The 16,493-nt window shown below is 69.7% G+C and carries 15 protein-coding genes and 1 pseudogene; 9 read left to right on the top strand and 7 right to left on the bottom strand.

The genetic code is table 11. The features are described 5' to 3' along the window. The first annotated feature begins 20 nt into the window (after positions 1-20). The gene (locus ACGFW6_RS21135; RefSeq protein WP_393511850.1) at positions 21-410 is read left to right on the top strand and encodes a nuclear transport factor 2 family protein; all 390 of its coding nucleotides are present in this window, start codon (positions 21-23) and stop codon (positions 408-410) included. Between the two features lie 12 nt (positions 411-422). On the opposite strand, the gene ACGFW6_RS21130 is transcribed toward ACGFW6_RS21135, so the two are convergent. Both ACGFW6_RS21130 and ACGFW6_RS21125 read right to left on the bottom strand, forming a co-directional pair. Beyond that, positions 423-2,732, bottom strand: coding sequence for a glycoside hydrolase family 3 N-terminal domain-containing protein (locus ACGFW6_RS21130; protein ID WP_393511847.1), 2,310 nt, complete (start codon positions 2,730-2,732; stop codon positions 423-425). A gap of 48 nt (positions 2,733-2,780) precedes the next feature. Continuing rightward, complete coding sequence (locus ACGFW6_RS21125) at positions 2,781-3,812, bottom strand: LacI family DNA-binding transcriptional regulator (protein ID WP_393511844.1); 1,032 nt, start codon at positions 3,810-3,812, stop codon at positions 2,781-2,783. 212 nt (positions 3,813-4,024) lie between these two features. On the opposite strand from ACGFW6_RS21125, the gene ACGFW6_RS21120 reads away from it, so the two are divergent. From ACGFW6_RS21120 to ACGFW6_RS21085, 8 genes and pseudogenes are all read left to right on the top strand, one after another. Further along, positions 4,025-4,957: an aldo/keto reductase gene (locus tag ACGFW6_RS21120; protein ID WP_393511841.1), complete on the top strand. Its 933-nt coding sequence runs from the start codon at positions 4,025-4,027 to the stop codon at positions 4,955-4,957. Continuing rightward, positions 4,912-5,244, top strand: a pseudogene (locus ACGFW6_RS21115) (Gfo/Idh/MocA family oxidoreductase); the annotation flags it as partial. The gene ACGFW6_RS21120 and the pseudogene ACGFW6_RS21115, both read left to right, overlap by 46 nt. 79 nt (positions 5,245-5,323) lie before the next feature. After that, a complete protein-coding gene (locus ACGFW6_RS21110) occupies positions 5,324-6,019 on the top strand; it encodes a hypothetical protein (RefSeq protein WP_393511954.1) in 696 nt (231 codons plus the stop codon). 173 nt (positions 6,020-6,192) lie between these two features. Then, entirely contained in the window at positions 6,193-7,515 is a 1,323-nt protein-coding gene (locus ACGFW6_RS21105) for an extracellular solute-binding protein (RefSeq protein WP_393511838.1), read from the top strand. Between the two features lie 50 nt (positions 7,516-7,565). After that, positions 7,566-8,411 carry a carbohydrate ABC transporter permease gene (locus ACGFW6_RS21100; RefSeq protein ID WP_393511939.1) on the top strand — a complete coding sequence of 282 codons (846 nt, stop codon included), beginning with the start codon at positions 7,566-7,568 and terminating at the stop codon, positions 8,409-8,411. Further along, positions 8,411-9,319 (top strand): carbohydrate ABC transporter permease, encoded by a 909-nt coding sequence (locus ACGFW6_RS21095; RefSeq protein ID WP_393511835.1) that lies wholly within the window; start codon positions 8,411-8,413, stop codon positions 9,317-9,319. Before ACGFW6_RS21100 ends, ACGFW6_RS21095 begins: the two co-directional genes overlap by 1 nt. Before the next feature lie 49 nt (positions 9,320-9,368). Next, a complete protein-coding gene (locus ACGFW6_RS21090; protein WP_393511833.1) occupies positions 9,369-10,403 on the top strand; it encodes a Gfo/Idh/MocA family protein in 1,035 nt (344 codons plus the stop codon). A 200-nt stretch (positions 10,404-10,603) separates the two neighbouring features. Next, positions 10,604-10,861, top strand: a complete 258-nt coding sequence (locus ACGFW6_RS21085; protein ID WP_393511951.1) for a hypothetical protein — start codon at positions 10,604-10,606, stop codon at positions 10,859-10,861. Positions 10,862-11,076: 215 nt separating this feature from the next. On the opposite strand, the gene ACGFW6_RS21080 is transcribed toward ACGFW6_RS21085, so the two are convergent. From ACGFW6_RS21080 to ACGFW6_RS21060, 5 genes are all read right to left on the bottom strand, one after another. Further along, a complete protein-coding gene (locus ACGFW6_RS21080; protein WP_393511830.1) occupies positions 11,077-11,994 on the bottom strand; it encodes an ATP-binding cassette domain-containing protein in 918 nt (305 codons plus the stop codon). A gap of 5 nt (positions 11,995-11,999) precedes the next feature. Beyond that, positions 12,000-13,076 carry an ABC transporter permease gene (locus ACGFW6_RS21075; RefSeq protein ID WP_393511827.1) on the bottom strand — a complete coding sequence of 359 codons (1,077 nt, stop codon included), beginning with the start codon at positions 13,074-13,076 and terminating at the stop codon, positions 12,000-12,002. Next, a complete protein-coding gene (locus ACGFW6_RS21070; protein ID WP_393511824.1) occupies positions 13,076-14,098 on the bottom strand; it encodes a substrate-binding domain-containing protein in 1,023 nt (340 codons plus the stop codon). Before ACGFW6_RS21070 ends, ACGFW6_RS21075 begins: the two co-directional genes overlap by 1 nt. Before the next feature lie 111 nt (positions 14,099-14,209). Next, a complete protein-coding gene (locus tag ACGFW6_RS21065) occupies positions 14,210-15,433 on the bottom strand; it encodes a Gfo/Idh/MocA family protein (protein WP_393511821.1) in 1,224 nt (407 codons plus the stop codon). Between the two features lie 55 nt (positions 15,434-15,488). Continuing rightward, positions 15,489-16,448, bottom strand: a complete 960-nt coding sequence (locus ACGFW6_RS21060; RefSeq protein ID WP_393511818.1) for a TIM barrel protein — start codon at positions 16,446-16,448, stop codon at positions 15,489-15,491. Positions 16,449-16,493: the final 45 nt, after the last annotated feature.

Raw genomic sequence — 16,493 nt, 5'->3', positions numbered from 1 at the left:
CCATACCAACAGGAGAAGGCATGCGTGACATAAAGAAGTTGGTCGACGATCACCTGAGCGTGTGGGCTGTCGCCGATCCCCACCAGCGGGCCGAGCGGATCGCCGCGATCTACACCGAGGACGTCACCGTCGTCGAACCCGACGGGATCGTCCGCGGCCGGGACGCGCTCAACTCCCGTATCGGGCTGCTTCAAGAACACTTCGCGGGGCTCGTGTTCTCGCTCACCACTCCGATCGAGCACCACCACGACTACGCCATGTACCAGTGGAACCAGCCCACCGAGACGAGGGCGGAGGACGTCACCGGCTGGGACGTCCTCCACTTCGACGGCGATCTGATCGACCACGCGGTGATGTTCATTCCGGGCTTCGAGGACCTGAACGTGCCCGCGGGCCACGGCGATGCGTAGACACGGTCGGTCTCAGTCGATCCGCACCGGCGTCTGAAGGACCCGGTCGTGGCCTGCCCGGCGGACCGGCCCGGTCAGGTGCAGCGTGGCCGTGAGACGGACATCGGCGCTGGACCCTCCGACCATGACCGTGATCTCGCCCGGCTCGACACAGCGCTGCATGTCCAGGCCCGTGTAGGCGAGCCGGTCGGTGTGCAGGCGGAAGGTGACCCGGCGCTGCTCGCCCGGAGCCAGCCGCACCCGGGCGAAGCCGGTCAACTGGGTGACAGGGCGCGGCAGCCGGGCCACCGGGGCGGCGGTGTAGAGCTGGACCACCTCATCGCCGGCCCGGTCACCCGTGTTGCGGACCAGGCAGCTGATCTCCACTTCCCCGTCGGTCGCGATCCGCTCGGCGCTCAACTCCAGTGCGTCGTAGGCGAAGGAGGTGTAGGACAGCCCGTGCCCGAAGGGGTGGGCGGGGGTCGGGTCGAGGTTGCTGACGCCCTGGGTGTTGCCGCCCAGGGGAGCGTGCAGATAGGTGGCGGGCTGTCCGCCGGGCGTGCGGGGGATCTGCACCGGGAGTTTCCCGGACGGGTTGACGCGCCCCGACAGGACGCCGGCGAGGGCCGGTCCGCCCTCCTCACCCGGGAAGAACGCCTGGACGACGGCGGCCGCGCGTCCGGTGTAGGCGCCGAGCGCGTAGGGCCGCCCGGAGACGGCGAGGAGCACGACCGGGGTGCCGGTGGCCAGCAGCGCCTCGACGAGTTCGCCCTGGACGCCCGGCAGGGCGAGGTCCTCGGCGTCGCAGCCCTCGCCGGAGGTGCCGAGGCCGAAGAGCCCGGCGCGGTCACCGACGACGGCGATACAGACGTCGGCCTGCCGGGCCTCCTCGACGGCCGCGTCGATGCGGGTGCGGTCGATGTCCTTGACGGGGCAGCCCTGGGCGTGCGCGATCCGGGCGGTGGGCGGCAGTTCGGCGACGAGCGCTTCGAGCAGGGAGGGCGCCTCGATGCCGTTGTCGTGGCCGGGGTGGTGGGGAAGAACGTGGTTCGGGAAGGTGTAGCAGCCGAAGAACGCGTTCGGGTCGTCCGCACAGGGGCCGATCACGGCGACGGAGGCCGTTTCCGGGGCCAGCGGCAGGATGCCCTCGCGGTTGTCGAGCAGGACGATGCTCTGCTCGGCGAGTTCGCGGGCGATGCCCCGGTGGGCGGGCGGGTCGAGGTCGACCGGTTCCCCGGTCGGGATCTCCGGGGTGAAGTCGGCGTCCAGCAGGCCGAGTTCGGCCTTCTGGCGCAGCACCCGGCGGGCGGCACGGTCGACGAGGTCCTCGGACAGGGCGCCGCTGCGGACGAGTTCGGCGAGTGGTTCGCCGTAGCAGAGGGCGTCGGGGAGTTCGACGTCGATGCCCGCCGTCAGCGCGCGGGCGCCGGCTTCGGCGTCGGTCGCGGCGATGCGGTGCATCGTGCGGAGGAAGGCGACCGACCAGTAGTCGGAGACGACCGTTCCGCCGAAGTCCCAGTCCTCGCGCAGGAGTCGGGTGAGAAGGCCCTCGTCCGCCCCGGCGGGCACCCCGTCGACATCGGCGTAGGAGTTCATCACCGAGCGCGCGCCACCGTCGCGTATCGCTGTCTCGAACGGCGGCAGGATGACGTCGGCGAACTCGCGCGGCCCCATGGAGACCGGGGCGTGGTTGCGGGCGCCCTTGGACGCGGAGTACCCGGCGAAGTGCTTGAGGGTGGCGATGATGCCGGCGCCCTCGAGGCCGCGGACATAGGCGGTGCCGGTGGTGGCGACCAGGTAGGGGTCCTCGCCGAGGGTCTCCTCCACGCGGCCCCAGCGGTAGTCGCGTACGACGTCCAGGACGGGGGAGAGGCCCTGGTGGACGCCGACACTGCGCATGCTCGTGCCGATCGCCCCGGCCATGCGCTCGACCAGGCCGGGGTTGAAGGTGGCGGCCCAGGCGAGGGCGGTCGGGAAGACGGTGGCCCGGTAGGCGGTGAAACCGGTCAGGCACTCCTCGTGCGCGATGGCCGGGATGCCGAGGCGGGTGTTCTCCATCAACTCCCGTTGCAGGGAGGCCAGACGGTGCACGCCGTCGGCCGGTTCGACCGGCTTGGTGCCGAACGGGCGGGTCAGATGACCGAGGCCGTCCTTGCTCGCCACGGAGAACTCGGCGTGCCGGGCGAAGACGTCCTGCATCGGGGCCACGTTCCCGCTGACACGTGCCACGTCGGGCCAGGCGCTGCCGAGCTGGGCGAGTTTCTCCTCCAGGGTCATCTCGGCGAGCAGGGCTTCGACCCTGTCGTCACGACGGCGGGCCGGATCGGCCCAAGGTGTGGTCATGGTGCGTTCCTCGGGATGGTGGCGCGGGGGCCGCGCGGGATGTGGGGTTCAGGACCGGCCGGGTGGCGCCGCGGTGGAGGCCCGTACGACGAGCTGCGTGGCCAGTTCCACCCGGTGGCTGTCGAGCGGCTCACCCGCGGCGAGGCGCAGCAGTGTGCGCAGCGCGGCGCGGCCGATCTCGACGAAGGGCTGCCGGACGGTGGTCAGCGGCGGAGCGGAGGTGCCGGCCGCCGCGGTGTCGTCGAACCCGACGACGCTGACGTCCTCCGGCACCCGCAGTCCGCGGACGCGGGCGGCCTCGATGACGCCGAACGCCTCCAGGTCGTTGCCGGCGAACACCGCGGTGGGCGGTTCGTCCAGGGCGAAGAGTTCCAGGGCGGCTTCGTAGGCGGGCTCGAAACGGAAGGCGCCGCGTTTGATGAGCAGGGGGTCGGGCGTGAGACCCGCGCCGATGAGCGCGGCCTGGTAGCCGTGCAGCCGGGCGGTGTTGCACACGGCGTCGTGCCGGCCCTCGATCATGGCGATGCGGCGGTGCCCGAGCTTCAGCAGGTGTTCGGTGGCGTCCATGCCGCCGCTGAAGTTGGTGGCGCCGATGCTCGGCACGCTCTCGTCGGGCACGTTCATCGGGTCGATCAGCACCAGCGGGATGTCGGCCTGCGTGAACTGCGCCCGCTGCTGCTGGGTCAGCTCCGAGGTCACCAGGATGACGCCCTCCCGGCCCGCGTTGGTGATCTTCCGGGCCCAGGTGGCGCCGAGCGGGTCGTCAGGTGCCGTGCCGATGACGACGTCGACGCCCGCCTCCGCGGCCGCCTCGGTCACCCCCTGGGTGATGACCAAGTTGTTGGGATTGGTCAGCTGGTCGAAGGTCAGGTCGATCGTGCGCACCGGCGACTGGGCGCCGCCCGGGCCGCGGGCTACGTAGTCGTGCTCGACCAGCAGCCGCTCCACGCGCTCCCGGGTCTCGGGAGACACGTCGCTGCGGCCGTTGACGACCTTCGACACGGTGGCCACCGACACGCCGGCCGCTTCGGCGATACCGGTCAGCGTCGTCCGGCTCCGCTCGACGGCTCTCTTCGCCATGCTGATCCTTTCGGAGATTTAAGGAGACCGTAGCGCAAGGTTTCGGTGAGGGTCCAGAGAGGATCAGGGGTCATTTGGCTCGACCCGCCCAAGAAAACCGGCCGATTCGCCGGGAACTGGTCCAGGTCGACCCCTTGACCGCATCGATATGGCTGCTTAAGTTGTCGACCGAATTGCGCTCAACATTGCGAAAAGTTTCGAAGGAGGCGGGCATGGAGATCCGTACGCTCGGCAGGACCGGGCTCCAGGCGACCGAACTGTGCATCGGCACCAGTGCACTCGGGAGCATGCCGCAGACCTACGGGTACTCGGTCGACGAGGACCAGGCGCTGAGTACGCTGCGCCGGGTGTTCCAGGGGCCGGTCAGGTTCGTGGACACCTCGAACGAGTACGGCCGGGACGGCTCCAGCGAGCGTCTGATCGGCACCGTGCTCCGCGAACTCGGCGGCGTGCCCGACGGTTTCCTGGTGGCGACCAAGGTCGACCCCGACTCCACCGGAGACTTCTCCGGCCGTCGGGTGCACGCCTCGGTGCGGGAGAGCCGGGAGCGGCTAGGCCTGGACCGGCTTCCGCTGGTGTATCTGCACGACCCGGAGCGCCTGTCGTTCGAGGACGGCACGGCCCCGGGCGGCCCGGTGGAGGCCTTGCGGCAATTGCAGGCCGACGGGGTGATCGGCCATCTCGGCGTGGCCGGTGGCCCGGTCGACCTGTTGCGGCGCTACGTCGACACCGGTGTGTTCGAGGTGGTCCTCTCTCACAACCGGTACACCCTGCTGGACCGTTCGGCGGAACCGCTGCTGGACGACTGCGCGGCGGCCGGCGTCGCGGTGGTCAACGCCGCGCCCTTCGCGAGCGGCATGCTCGCCAAGGGCCCGGACACCACCGACCGGTACTTCTACAACCCCGCACCCCCGCAGATCATGGACGCGGCGAAGCGGATCCAGGCCGCGTGCGAACGCCACGGCGTTCCGCTGGCCGCCGCGGCACTGCAGTTCTCCCTGCGTGAACCCCGTATCACCTCGACCGTCGTGGGCATCACCCGCCCCGAGCGAGTCGAGCAGACGATCGAGCTCGCCGAGCACCCGATCCCCGCGGAGCTGTGGCAGGAGGTCGCTCCGGCTCCGGAGGAGGTCTGGCTGTCGTGAGCACGGTGTTCGCGGTGATCGGCAGCGGATGGCGGACGCGGTTCTTCCTGCGGCTGGCCGAGGCGCTGCCGGACCGGTTCCGGGTCGCCGGCGTGGTGACCCGCGGCGTGGAGCGCGGCGACGAGGTCACCGCGGGGTGGGGTGTGCCGACGTTCCGTTCGGTCGACGACCTCCTGCGGCACGAGCGGCCCGACTACGTCATCGCCTCCGTGCCCTGGGCGGTGATGCCGGACGCGGTCCGGGAGGTGGTCGGCCGCCGGATGCCGGTCCTCGCCGAGACACCGCCCGCCCCGGACCTGGCCGGTCTGCGGTCGCTGTGGGCGGACGTGGGCCGCACCGGGCGGGTCCAGGTGGCCGTACCTGTTGATGCCGGGGCACGCGGGGAGGTGGACGCTGGTCCGCGACGGAGTGATCGGCGAGCCGACCTCGGTCCAGGTCTCCTCGACCCACCTCTACCACGCGGTCTCGCTCATCCGCGGTCTGCTCGGGGCCGGCTTCGCCGCCGCCGAGGTGCGGGCGAGCGCGTTCACGGCCCCGCTGGCGAACCCCCTGGAGTTCGGCGGTTGGACCGGTGACGACACACCGAGACACCTGACCACGACGATCGCGACCATCGACTTCGGCGGGCGGACGGGCCTGTACGACTTCACCGACAACCAGTGGTGGAACCCGCTGCGCGCCCGGCGCATCGTCGTACGGGGCTCGGTCGGTGAGATTGTCGACGACCGTGTGGTCAGGCTGGCCGATCCGACGACGCCGGTCGAGTCCCGCCTGATCCGGCGCCAGACCGGTGTCGACCTCGATCTGGAACTGCTCGACCTCAAGCACATCAGCTTCGACGGACGGGTGGTGTACCGCAATCCGCTCGCGGGCGCCGCCCGGTCCGACGACGACATCGCGGTCGCCGACATCCTGGAGCGGACCGGTGCCTGGGCCCGCGGGGAGGGCGCACCGCCGTACCCGCTCGCCGAGGCCTGCCAGGACCACTTGATCTCCCTCGCGATCGGCGAGTCGGTACGCACCGGCGGTCCGGTCGCCACGGCCCTGGAGGCGTGGGCGTAGAGCCCGCCCTCACGCGAGGCCACCTCAGTTGACATCTCAACGGATTCCCTCGGTCCGACACCTTGACCCCGCCCAGAGGGGCTCTTAACTTATCGGACTGGAAGTGCAAAGGTTTCGAAAATTTTCGATTCGCGGTTCCGCGTTCGAGCCTCTGGAGAGCGAAGGAGCTCACCATGAACCCGATAAATCCCTTCCGGATCACCCTCACCGCAGCGACGGCCGTTTTCGCCCTGACCGTCACGGCCTGCGGCAGCGGCGGCCGCACGGCAGGCGGCGGCTCCGGTGACGAGGCGCTGGTGTGGGCCCTGACCCAGGGGTCCGAGGCGACCTTCCGGGCCTCGGCCACGGAGTGGAACAAGGCCCACCCGGACAGCAAGGTCGACTACCAGTTCTTCCAGAACGACCCCTACAAGCAGAAGCTGCGCACAGCGGTCGGCGCCGGCAACGGCCCGGTCCTCTTCGAGAACTGGGGCGGCGGCATCCTCAAGACCTACGTCGACGCAGGCAAGGTCGCGGACCTCACGCCCGAACTGGACAAGAACCCCGAATGGAAGAACCGCATCTTCCCCTCCATCCTCGAGTCCGCCACCTTCGACGGCAAGGTCTACGGCGTCCCGGTCAACGGCGTGCAGCCCGTGGTCATCTACTACAACAAGCAGCTCTTCGAGAAGATCGGCGCCGAGCCGCCGAAGACCTGGGACGAACTGCTTGGCCTGGTCAAGAAGTTCAACGCGGAGGGGATCGCGCCGTTCGGGATGGGCGGCGGCGCCAAGTGGCCCGACCTGATGTGGATGGAGTACCTGGTCGACCGTATCGGCGGCCCCCAGGTCTTCGCGGACATCGTCGCCGGCGAGAAGGGTGCCTGGTCCGACCCGGCCGTCCTCAGGGCCGCCGAGATGAGCCAGCAGCTGGTGAAGGCGGACGGCTTCGCCAAGGGGTTCACCTCCGTCTCCGCCGACACCGGCCAGGCCGAGGCGCAGGTGTACACCGGCAAGGCCGCCATGATCCTCCAGGGCAGCTGGGCCTACGGCGGCACCTTCGTCACCGGCGCTCCGAAGTTCGTCTCCGAGGGCCACCTGGGCTGGACCGGCTTCCCGACCGTCGAGGGCGGCAAAGGCGATCCGACCAACGTCGTCGGCAACACCGCGAACTTCTTCTCCGTCTCCTCGCAGGCGAGCGCCAAGCAGAAGGCGACCGCGCTGTCGTACCTGAAGGACGGCGTCTACAACGACTCCTACATCGACAGCCTCCTGGAGATCGGCAATGTCCCGCCCGTGAAGGACCTGGACGCCAAGGTCAAGGCCTCCGAGAGCGCCGACTGGTCGACGTACGTCTACAACCTCACCCGCGACGCCAAGAGCTTCCAGCTCTCCTGGGACCAGGCGCTCAGTCCCGAACTCGGGGACGCCCTGCTCACCCACCTCGACCAGCTCTTCCTCGGTGAGATCAGCCCGCAGGAGTTCTGCTCCCAGATGGACGAGGCGGCGGCGAAGTGAGTACCGCCAAGGTCTCCGCGGCCACCCAGAAGGGCGGCCCTCCGTTCGTGATGGCGCTGCCCGCCCTGCTGCTGTTCGCGCTCTTCGCGCTGGTGCCGATGGCGATCGTCGTCTACCTCAGTTTCACCCGCTGGGACGGACTGGGCACACCGGACTGGACCGGCCTCGAGAACTGGCGTACGGCGCTGTCGAGCGACGTCACCCGGCACGCGGTGTGGCTCAGCCTGAAGATGATGGTCTTCGCCTGGGTCGTGCAGACCCCGATCAGCCTGCTGCTGGGCGTCTTCCTCGCCGGGAGGCAGCGCTACCGGGCCCTGCTCGGCGTGTTCTTCTTCATCCCGCTGCTGATCTCGACGGCCGCGATCGCCATCATCTTCAAGAACCTGCTCGACCCCAACTTCGGCCTGGGCGCGACGCTCGACCTGCCGCTGCTGGACAAGAACTGGCTCGGCGACCCGCAACTCGCCTTCTACGCTGTCGTGTTCGTCATCTCCTGGCAGTTCATGCCGTTCCACACCCTGCTCTACCAGGCCGGCGCACGTCAGATCCCGGGCTCGCTGTACGAGGCCGCCGCCCTGGACGGCGCGAGCCGGCTCCAGCAGTTCTGGCACATCACCCTGCCCCAGCTGCGCTACACCATCGTCACGTCCTCGACCCTGGTGGTCGTCGGCTCGCTGACCTACTTCGACCTGATCTTCGTACTCACCGCAGGCGGGCCCGGATACGCCACCCGCATCCTGCCACTCGACATGTACATCACCGGTTTCCAGAGCAACCAGATGGGCCTCGCCAGCGCCATCTCCGTGGTACTCGTCGCGGCGGGCCTCCTCATCTCGCTCGCCCTCGTCCGGTTCTCCGGCTTCAGCCGGATGCGCAGCCAGCAGGCAGGTATGTGATGTCCACGCTCTCCGAGGCCCCCTCCACCCGCACCCCCGGTACGATGCCGCGACCGAAGACGCCCGCCGCGCCCCCGAACCGGCTCGCTCGGCTGCGGCGCACCAACTCACTCGGCGCGCTCGGCGGCCTGATCTGGCTGGTGATCGTCCTCGTACCCATCTACTGGGTCGTGGTCACCAGTCTGCGCACCCGCGACGGCTTCTTCGAGGCCAACCCCCTCTCGATACCGTCCGATCCGACCCTGGACAACTACCGCCTGGTCCTCGACAACGGCTTCTGGCACTACCTGTTCAACAGTCTCCTGGTCACGGTCGGGGCGACGGTGATGACACTCGTGGTGTCCTTCCTGGCCGCCTACGCGATCGTCCGCGGCACCGGCAAGGGGCTGCGCTGGGCGTTCAGCGTCTTCCTGCTGGGCCTGGCCATCCCCATGCAGGCCACGATCATCCCGGTGTACTACCTGATCGCCAAGGCGCAGATGTACGACACCCTGCCGGCGCTCGTGCTCCCGTCGGCGGCGTTCGCCATCCCGCTGACCGTGATCATCCTGGTCAACTTCCTGCGGGACATCCCCGACGAGCTGTACGAGTCCATGCGGGCGGACGGCGCCGGCCACTGGCGCATGCTGTGGAACCTGGCCCTGCCGCTCGCCCGCCCCGCGCTGCTCACCGTCACGATCTACGACGCGCTGAACGTCTGGAACGGCTTCCTCTTCCCGCTGATCCTCACGCAGAGCCCGGACAAGCGCGTCCTGCCGCTGTTCGTGTGGAGCTTCCAGGGCGAGTTCACCATCAACGTCCCCGCGATCGTGGCCGCGGTGGTGCTGTCCACCCTGCCGATTCTCGCCCTGTACGTCGTGGGCCGCCGGCAGCTCATCAGCGGCATGACGGCGGGCTTCGGCAAGTGAGCAGTCTCCGCAAGCACTCTCCCGTCGACTCACCGAAGGCTCCGAGCACATGACCGGCCCGACCCCGCAAGCACCGGTGGCCGCCGACCGTCCCGTCCGCTGGGGCATCCTCGCCACCGGCGGCATCGCCCACACCTTCGCCGAGGACCTGCGACTCATCCCGGACGACGCCGAACTGGTCGCCGTGGGCTCCCGCAGTGCCGAGAGCGCCCACCGGTTCGCCGACCGGCACGGCGTCGCCCGCGCCCACGGCACCTCGCACGAACTGGCCGCGGACCCGGACGTCGACGTGGTGTACGTGGCCACGCCGCACGCGGCCCACCACGCCGCCGCCGTCCTGTGCCTCGACGCCGGAAAGGCGGTGCTGTGCGAGAAGCCCCTCACCCTCGACCTCGCCCAGGCTCAGGACCTGGTGCGTATCGCCCGCAAGCGCGACGTCTTCCTGATGGAGGCGATGTGGACCTACCTCAACCCCGCCGTCCTGAAGATGCAGGAGCTGATCGCCGACGGCGGGATCGGTGAAATCCGGTCCGTGCACGCCGACTTCAGCATCGCCGTCCCCTATGACGCCGCCCACCGGCTGCACGACCCCGGACAGGGCGGCGGGGCGCTCCTCGATCTCGGCTCCTACGTCGTCTCGTTCGCCCACCTGTTCCTCGGGGTGCCCGACGCTGTCTCCGCCCAGGCACATCTCAACCCCTCGGGCGTGGACGACAACACCGGCATCCTGCTCGGCTACGACAGCGGAGCCGTCGCCGCGCTCTCCTGCTCGCTGAACACCGCGACGGACCAGCGCGCGTCGGTGAACGGCACCCTCGGGCGGATCGAGATCGTCCGCGACTTCTTCCGGGCCGACGGCTTCGTCCTGCACCGCAAGGGCCGCGAACCCGAGGAGTTCCAGCTGCCGACCGCCGAGGGCAACGGCTACTTCCGCGAGGCCGAGGAGGTGGCCCGCTGCCTGCGCACCGGCGCTACCGAGTCACCGCTCGTCCCGCTGGACGGCACCCTCGCCGTCATGGCGACCCTGGATGCCGCCCGCGCGGCCATCGGGGTGCGCTATCCGGGGGGGCCGGACGGCAACTGACGAAGCGTCGACGGCTTGGTCGACGAAGACGGACCCGCCGGCGGAACCCCACACCGAGATCGACGTGGCCGCGCTCAAGGTGGGCCGCGGGCCCTCCGGCATCCGCCGCATCCACGACATCGGCCCCGGGCTCCGCCCCGCTCGGCGGTCCGGTACAGGAGCGGGTCGAGCGCCTCACGGAACTCACGCTGACCCATGGGATGAGCGGCTACGTCTTCGGCAGCGACGACCCGGACGAGATCCGCGGGTTCGGGGAGGTCGCGCAGTGGGTGCGGGAGGCGGTCGAGGCGGCGCGGGCGGGGGAACCGGGGGCGGCACCCGTGAAAGCGGGCGCCGCCGTACCCGTCGTATCCGCCTCGGGGCCCGGCCTCTCGCCGACGCCCGACGACGGGCACGGCCGAGCGCGGAACGGCTGTCGACGGACGTGGGAGGCGCGCGGTCGGTCATCAGCGAGCTGACGATGCGGCAGGACGACTGGACGCTCGACGAAACGGTTGTCCACACCGAAACCGTCCAGTGCCCGTTGGACGCAAACGAGGTGACCTCAGCCAGCCCCACGCCCGTCTGGAGCGGATACACATCCACCCCGAGGCGGCCCATGTTCAGCACATCCAACGGCATGACGGAGGCGCCCCTTCGTCCCGGATGACCCGGCGGATCGGGTTCAGGTGGTTCAGACGCCCGGTTCGGCCGCTGTGCCGACGGGTGCCGTCAGGTCGGCCTCGTCGGGGAGCTTCTCGACGTCGACGCCGTGGACCTGAGCCAACTCGTGCTTGAGCGCGGTGAGTTCGGCACCGCCCGCCATGTGGTTGGTGAGCTCTTCCAGGCTGACCTCGTCCCGCGAGGCGCTGAGCTCCATGGTGCCCAGGCGCAGGATGCTGAAGTGGTCGCCGACCATGTAGGCGTGGTGCGGGTTGTGAGTGATGAAGATGACGCCGAGGCCCCGGTCACGGGCGGCGGCGACGTACTTCAGCACCACACCGGACTGCTTCACACCGAGGGCGGCGGTCGGCTCGTCGAGGATCAGGACCCGGGCACCGAAGTACACCGCACGGGCGATCGCCACGCACTGGCGCTGGCCACCGGACAGGGTGCCGATGGGCTGCTCGAGGTCGTCCAGGGCGATGCCCATCTCGCGCAGCTCATGGTCGGCGGTCTTCGTCATCTTCTCGATGTCCAGACGCCGGAAGGGCCAGGACCCCTTGGTCAGCTCGGAGCCGAGGAAGAAGTTGCGCCACACCGGCATCAGCGGGACCACGGCCAGGTCCTGGTAGACGGTGGCGATGCCCCTGTCGAGAGCCTCGCGGGGCGTCGAGAACCGCACCGGCTCGCCGTCGACGAGGAACTCGCCCTCGGTGTGCTGGTGCAGACCCGAAATGATCTTGATGAGGGTGGACTTGCCGGCGCCGTTGTCGCCGAGCACGCAGGTCACCTCGCCGGGGTGGACCTTGAGGGACACGCCGTGCAGCGCGTGGATGTTGCCGTACCACTTGCCGGCGCCGCGCAGTTCGACCGTCGGGCGATCCCCGTCGGCGCGCGGGGTGCCCGCGAGGACGGCTCCGTGGGGTCCTGCCTTGTCGGTGGTCGTCATGGGGGTCACCTCCGGGTCGCCGTGCGCTGCACGTAGAGATTGATCAGGGTGGCGCCGAGGAGCATCACGCCGAGGAAGGCCTTGAACCAGTCGGGGTTCCAGCCGGCGTAGACGATGCCCTGCTGCACCATGCCGAACATGAACGCCCCGAAGACCGGGCCGATCGCCGAGCCGGAACCGCCGGTCAGCAGACAGCCGCCGATCACGGCCGCCGCGATGTAGATCAGTTCCTGCCCGACACCCTCGCCGGACTGCACGGTGTTGAAGGAGAACAACTGGTGCATGCCGACGAACCAGGCGCCGAAGCCGACCAGCATGAACAGGGAGATCTTGGTGAAGGCCACCGGGACGCCGACGGCGCGGGAGGAGTCCTTGTCGCCGCCGACGGCGAAGATCCAGTTGCCGTACTTGGTGCGCAGCAGTACCCAGGTCGCCAGCGCGGCGAACACCAGCCACCACACGATGGTGATCTTCACCTGGACGCCACCGACGTCGAACGTCGAGGCGAAGACGGCCCGCGCCTGGTCGAAGCCGTCCATGTCGCTGATGTCGTCGGTGGCGACGTTGCCGGTGATCAGCTTCGTGACGGCGAGGTTGACGCCCTGGAGGATCAGGAAGGTGCCGAGGGTGACCAGGAAGCTGGGCAGTCCGGTCTTCATCAGCAGCCAGCCGTTGAAGAAGCCGACCCCCAGTGAGACCAGCAGGGCGACGATGACGCCGGCCCACACGTTCATGATCAGCTGGTAGCTGAGCATGGCCGCGGTGAGGGCCGAGGTGACCACGGCGACGCCCGACGACAGGTCGAACTCGCCGCCGATCATCAGCAGCGCGACCGGCAGGGCCATGATCCCGATGGTGGAGGACTGGTAGAGGATGTTCGCCATCGAACTGGCGTCGCGCACCGGCGGCGCGGCGATCAGGAAGAAGACCCAGACGGCCACCGCGCCGAGGAGGACACCGATCTCGGGGCGAGCCAACAGCCGTATGACCGGCGGACGTTCGGCGGTCCGGCCGTCGGTCGGCTGTGGTCCGGAGGCCGGCGGTGCGGTCACCGCCGGCGCAGCCTGGGGGGTCATGCTCATCACCGGGTTCCCTTGGCGGCGTACTCCTCCACGGCGGCGATGTTGGACTTGTCCACGAACGCCGGTCCGGTGAGGACGGGTTCCTGTCCGCCGCCCATGTAGTTGCCGTTGTTCTTGTAGAGCCACAGCGAGTCGATCGCCAGGTAGCCCTGCAGGTAGGGCTGCTGGTCGACGGCGAACTGCAGTTGGCCGTCCTTGATGGCGGCGACGACCTGCTTGTCGAGGTCGAAGGTGGCGACCTTGGCCTTGCTGCCGGCGTCCTTGGCGGACTCGACGGCGGTGAGCCCGATCGCTCCGTACAGGGTGGCCACCTCGTCGATCGAGTGATCCTGCTGCAGCTTCGCCGTGATGGTGGACTTCACCGACGGCATGTCGGTGCCGTTGACGTAGATGACGTCGGTCTTGCCCTTGAAGGTCTTCTTGATGCCGTCGCACCGGGCCTGCAGGCCCACGTTGCCCTGCTCGTGGACGACGCACAGCGTGTGCTTGGCGCCGAGGGCGTTGAGCTTCTCGCCGAAGCTCTCGCCCGCCACGGACTCGTTCTGCCCGAAGAACTCCAGGAGGCCGAGCGACTTCCAGGTGTCGGTGCCCGAGTTGAGCCCCACGACGGGGATGCCGGCGGCCTTGGCTTTGACGATGACGCCCTTCAGTGCGTCGGGCTTGGCGAGCGTGACGGCGATGCCGGCCACCTTCTGGTCGATGGCGTTCTGGACCAGGTTCGCCTGGTTGCCGGCGTTGGGGTCCGAGGAGTACAGCAGCTGGATGTTGTCCTTGGCGGCGGCGACCTCGGCACCCTTGCGGACGGTGTCCCAGAAGGCCTGGCCCGGTCCCGCGTGCGTGATCAGTGCGACCTTGATACGAGGCGTGTCGGCCTTGCCGGCGGCAGCGGCGCCGCCGGAGTCCTCGGCCTTCTTGCCGCCGGAGCTGCTGGAGCAGCCGGCGGCCAAGAGGACCGTTGCCGCAGCGGCGGCGACGAGGGCAGCGGTTCTGCGGGTCTTGCTGGGGCGGGAGCGACGGTTCATGGCGGGCACCTCACTGTGCTCTTGGAAAAGGGGTGGTGCTGCTCCGGGCCGGGCCTGGAAGACCGCGGCGGTCACGGCGGCCGAGCTGTGCGCGGTGTGGAACGTCGGGGATCAGCTGCCGGTCACGGCGGACGAGGCCGCACGGAGTTCGGTGTCCAGGGCGGCGAGGTCGACGGCGCTCGCGGTGTCGGCCGCCTGCTGGGCGGCGGAGCACACGAGCATGGTGCGGTAACCGGTGAAGAAGTCGGTCCGCGCGGTGCCGTTGCCCGCGATGGCGCCGAGGAACTCCTGCGCCTGGGCGACGAAGCCGGAGCCGTAGCCCGATCCGACGCCCCGGGCGGGCATGGGGATGGTGTGGGCGAAGGAACCGTACTCCGGGCCGACGATCACCGTGCGCGATCCGTTGGTGGTGCCGTTCCACGGTGAGCTGGTGAACAGCTCGAACTCGTCGGGGTGGACGGAGTCGTAGTGCACCGAGCCGGCCGAGCCGATCAGGTGGAGGCCCAGCGAGTTGGGCACACCCGTGGCCACCCGGCTGACGTTGATGTGCCCCGTAACGCCCGAGGTGAACTCGGTGAGGGCGGTGGTGACGTCGTCGGTGGTGACAGGGCCCCTCTCGCCGGTGGTGGCGACCTGGCCGTGTCCGACCACGGCGCCGGCGGGTACCGGGCGCTCGGTGACGACGGTCCGCATGTCGGCGGCCACCACGCGGCTCGCCTGGCCCAGCACGTGCTCCAGGACGGACACGATGTGCGGACCGATGTCCAGGATCGCGCCGCCGCCGGCCAGTGCGCGGTCGTACCGCCAGGACAGTGGTGCCTCGGAGTCGGCCGCGTAGTCGGTCAGGTACCAGGCGGAGAAGTGCCGCGGCTCGCCGATGGTGCCCTCGCGCACCAGCTTGGCGATGCCTTCCACGGCGGCCAGCCGGCGCCAGGAGAAGCTGACGGCGTGCACCAGTCCCGACTTCTCCGCCGTCTGCGCGAGCTGGAGTGCCTCGGCGGCGGTACGGCCGAGCGGCTTCTCCGCCAGTACGTGCTTGCCGGCGGCCAGCAGACGTGGGATCACCTCGATGTACTGGTTGTTGGGCAGGGCGACGCTCACCGCGTCGACGGCCGGGTCGTCCAGGATCGACCGGATGTCCGTCCGAGCGGCGGCGAACCCGTACCGGGCGGCCGTGCTCTCGGCCAGTTCCTTGTTCGCGTCGACCACGGCGACCAGGTCGATGTCGACCTGCCCGGCCAGGTCGGGGTGCATGCTCGCGTTGCGGTAGCCGTAGGCATGGGCCTGACCGGCCATGCCCGCTCCGACGACTGCCACTCCGATGCGCTTGGTCATGGTCTCTACTTCCCGGCTCTGTGTGCGGATTCGATGGGGTAAAAGGGGCGCGCGCTCAGTCGCGGCCGGCTCGCCGTGCGGCGGAACCGACTCCGCTGGCGCGCAGGTAGCCGCAGGTGCGGGTGGCGATCGGCAGGGGCTGGTCCGGCGGGCACGGGTACATGTCCTGCTCGACGATCACGAACACGTCGGGGGCGAGTCCGGCCAGGCCGTCGGCCAGCGATTCGAGGCTCGGCACGCCCTTCGGCGGCTCGCACACGGCGCCTCGTACGACCGCTTCGGCGAAGGGGAGGTCCTCGCGCTCGACCTCCTCCAGGACCACTGGGTCGACCTGCTTGAAGTGCACGTACTCGACCCGCTCCGGGAAACGGCGGAGCAACTCGGCGTTGTCGCCGCGTCGGTAGGCGATGTGCCCGGTGTCCAGGCACAGGCCGACGTGGGCGGGGTCGGTGGCGGAGAGGAATCGCTCCGTCTGGGCCTGGGTCTCGACGTGGCTGTCGGCGTGGGGGTGGAAGACCAGACGTACGCCATGCTCGTCGAACACGGTCCGCGCCAGCTCCTCGACCGCCCCCGTCAGCCGCTTCCAGCCGTCTGCGTCCAGCTCGGCGGGCTCCATCGATGCGCCGGTCATCAGGTCCCGGTACATCGCGGGCAGGAACACCAGGTACGAGGCGCCCGCGGCGGCGGCCAGGCCGGCCACGCGCAGCGCCTCCTCCCGCACCCCGGCGTACTCGTCGGCGCGGTGCAGCGCACCGCCGACGGTGCCCGCGGACATCCTGAGGCCGCGTCGTCCCAGCTCCTCCGCCAGGGCGGTCGGGTCGGTGGGCAGGTAGCCGTAGGGGCCGAGTTCCAGCCACCCGTAACCGGCTTCGGCGATCTCGTCCAGGAAACGCGACCAGTCGATCTGACGCGGATCGTCGGGGAACCACACACCCCAGGAATCCGGGGCGCTGCCCACCCTGACCTGGGCGAGTGCCGCGTGCTTCGGGGCGCGGTGGGTTATCGGGATCGTCATCGGGACAGCTCTCTTCTCTGAAGTCCACGGCGGATCACTTCGAGG

The sequence above is a fragment of the Streptomyces sp. Y7 genome (assembly GCF_043195415.1).
Lineage (GTDB): Bacteria > Actinomycetota > Actinomycetes > Streptomycetales > Streptomycetaceae > Streptomyces.
This window is presented reverse-complemented; position numbering and strand designations above follow the sequence as displayed.

Bases quoted from the DNA above. Each gene is read 5' to 3' on its own strand.
- ACGFW6_RS21135 (WP_393511850.1), top strand. From the start codon at position 21: ATGCGTGACATAAAGAAGTTGGTCGACGATCACCTGAGCGTGTGGGCT.
- ACGFW6_RS21130 (WP_393511847.1), bottom strand. From the start codon at position 2,732: ATGACCACACCTTGGGCCGATCCGGCCCGCCGTCGTGACGACAGGGTC.
- ACGFW6_RS21125 (WP_393511844.1), bottom strand. From the start codon at position 3,812: ATGGCGAAGAGAGCCGTCGAGCGGAGCCGGACGACGCTGACCGGTATC.
- ACGFW6_RS21120 (WP_393511841.1), top strand. From the start codon at position 4,025: ATGGAGATCCGTACGCTCGGCAGGACCGGGCTCCAGGCGACCGAACTG.
- ACGFW6_RS21110 (WP_393511954.1), top strand. From the start codon at position 5,324: ATGCCGGGGCACGCGGGGAGGTGGACGCTGGTCCGCGACGGAGTGATC.
- ACGFW6_RS21105 (WP_393511838.1), top strand. From the start codon at position 6,193: ATGAACCCGATAAATCCCTTCCGGATCACCCTCACCGCAGCGACGGCC.
- ACGFW6_RS21100 (WP_393511939.1), top strand. From the start codon at position 7,566: ATGGCGCTGCCCGCCCTGCTGCTGTTCGCGCTCTTCGCGCTGGTGCCG.
- ACGFW6_RS21095 (WP_393511835.1), top strand. From the start codon at position 8,411: ATGTCCACGCTCTCCGAGGCCCCCTCCACCCGCACCCCCGGTACGATG.
- ACGFW6_RS21090 (WP_393511833.1), top strand. From the start codon at position 9,369: ATGACCGGCCCGACCCCGCAAGCACCGGTGGCCGCCGACCGTCCCGTC.
- ACGFW6_RS21085 (WP_393511951.1), top strand. From the start codon at position 10,604: ATGAGCGGCTACGTCTTCGGCAGCGACGACCCGGACGAGATCCGCGGG.
- ACGFW6_RS21080 (WP_393511830.1), bottom strand. From the start codon at position 11,994: ATGACGACCACCGACAAGGCAGGACCCCACGGAGCCGTCCTCGCGGGC.
- ACGFW6_RS21075 (WP_393511827.1), bottom strand. From the start codon at position 13,076: ATGAGCATGACCCCCCAGGCTGCGCCGGCGGTGACCGCACCGCCGGCC.
- ACGFW6_RS21070 (WP_393511824.1), bottom strand. From the start codon at position 14,098: ATGAACCGTCGCTCCCGCCCCAGCAAGACCCGCAGAACCGCTGCCCTC.
- ACGFW6_RS21065 (WP_393511821.1), bottom strand. From the start codon at position 15,433: ATGACCAAGCGCATCGGAGTGGCAGTCGTCGGAGCGGGCATGGCCGGT.
- ACGFW6_RS21060 (WP_393511818.1), bottom strand. From the start codon at position 16,448: ATGACGATCCCGATAACCCACCGCGCCCCGAAGCACGCGGCACTCGCC.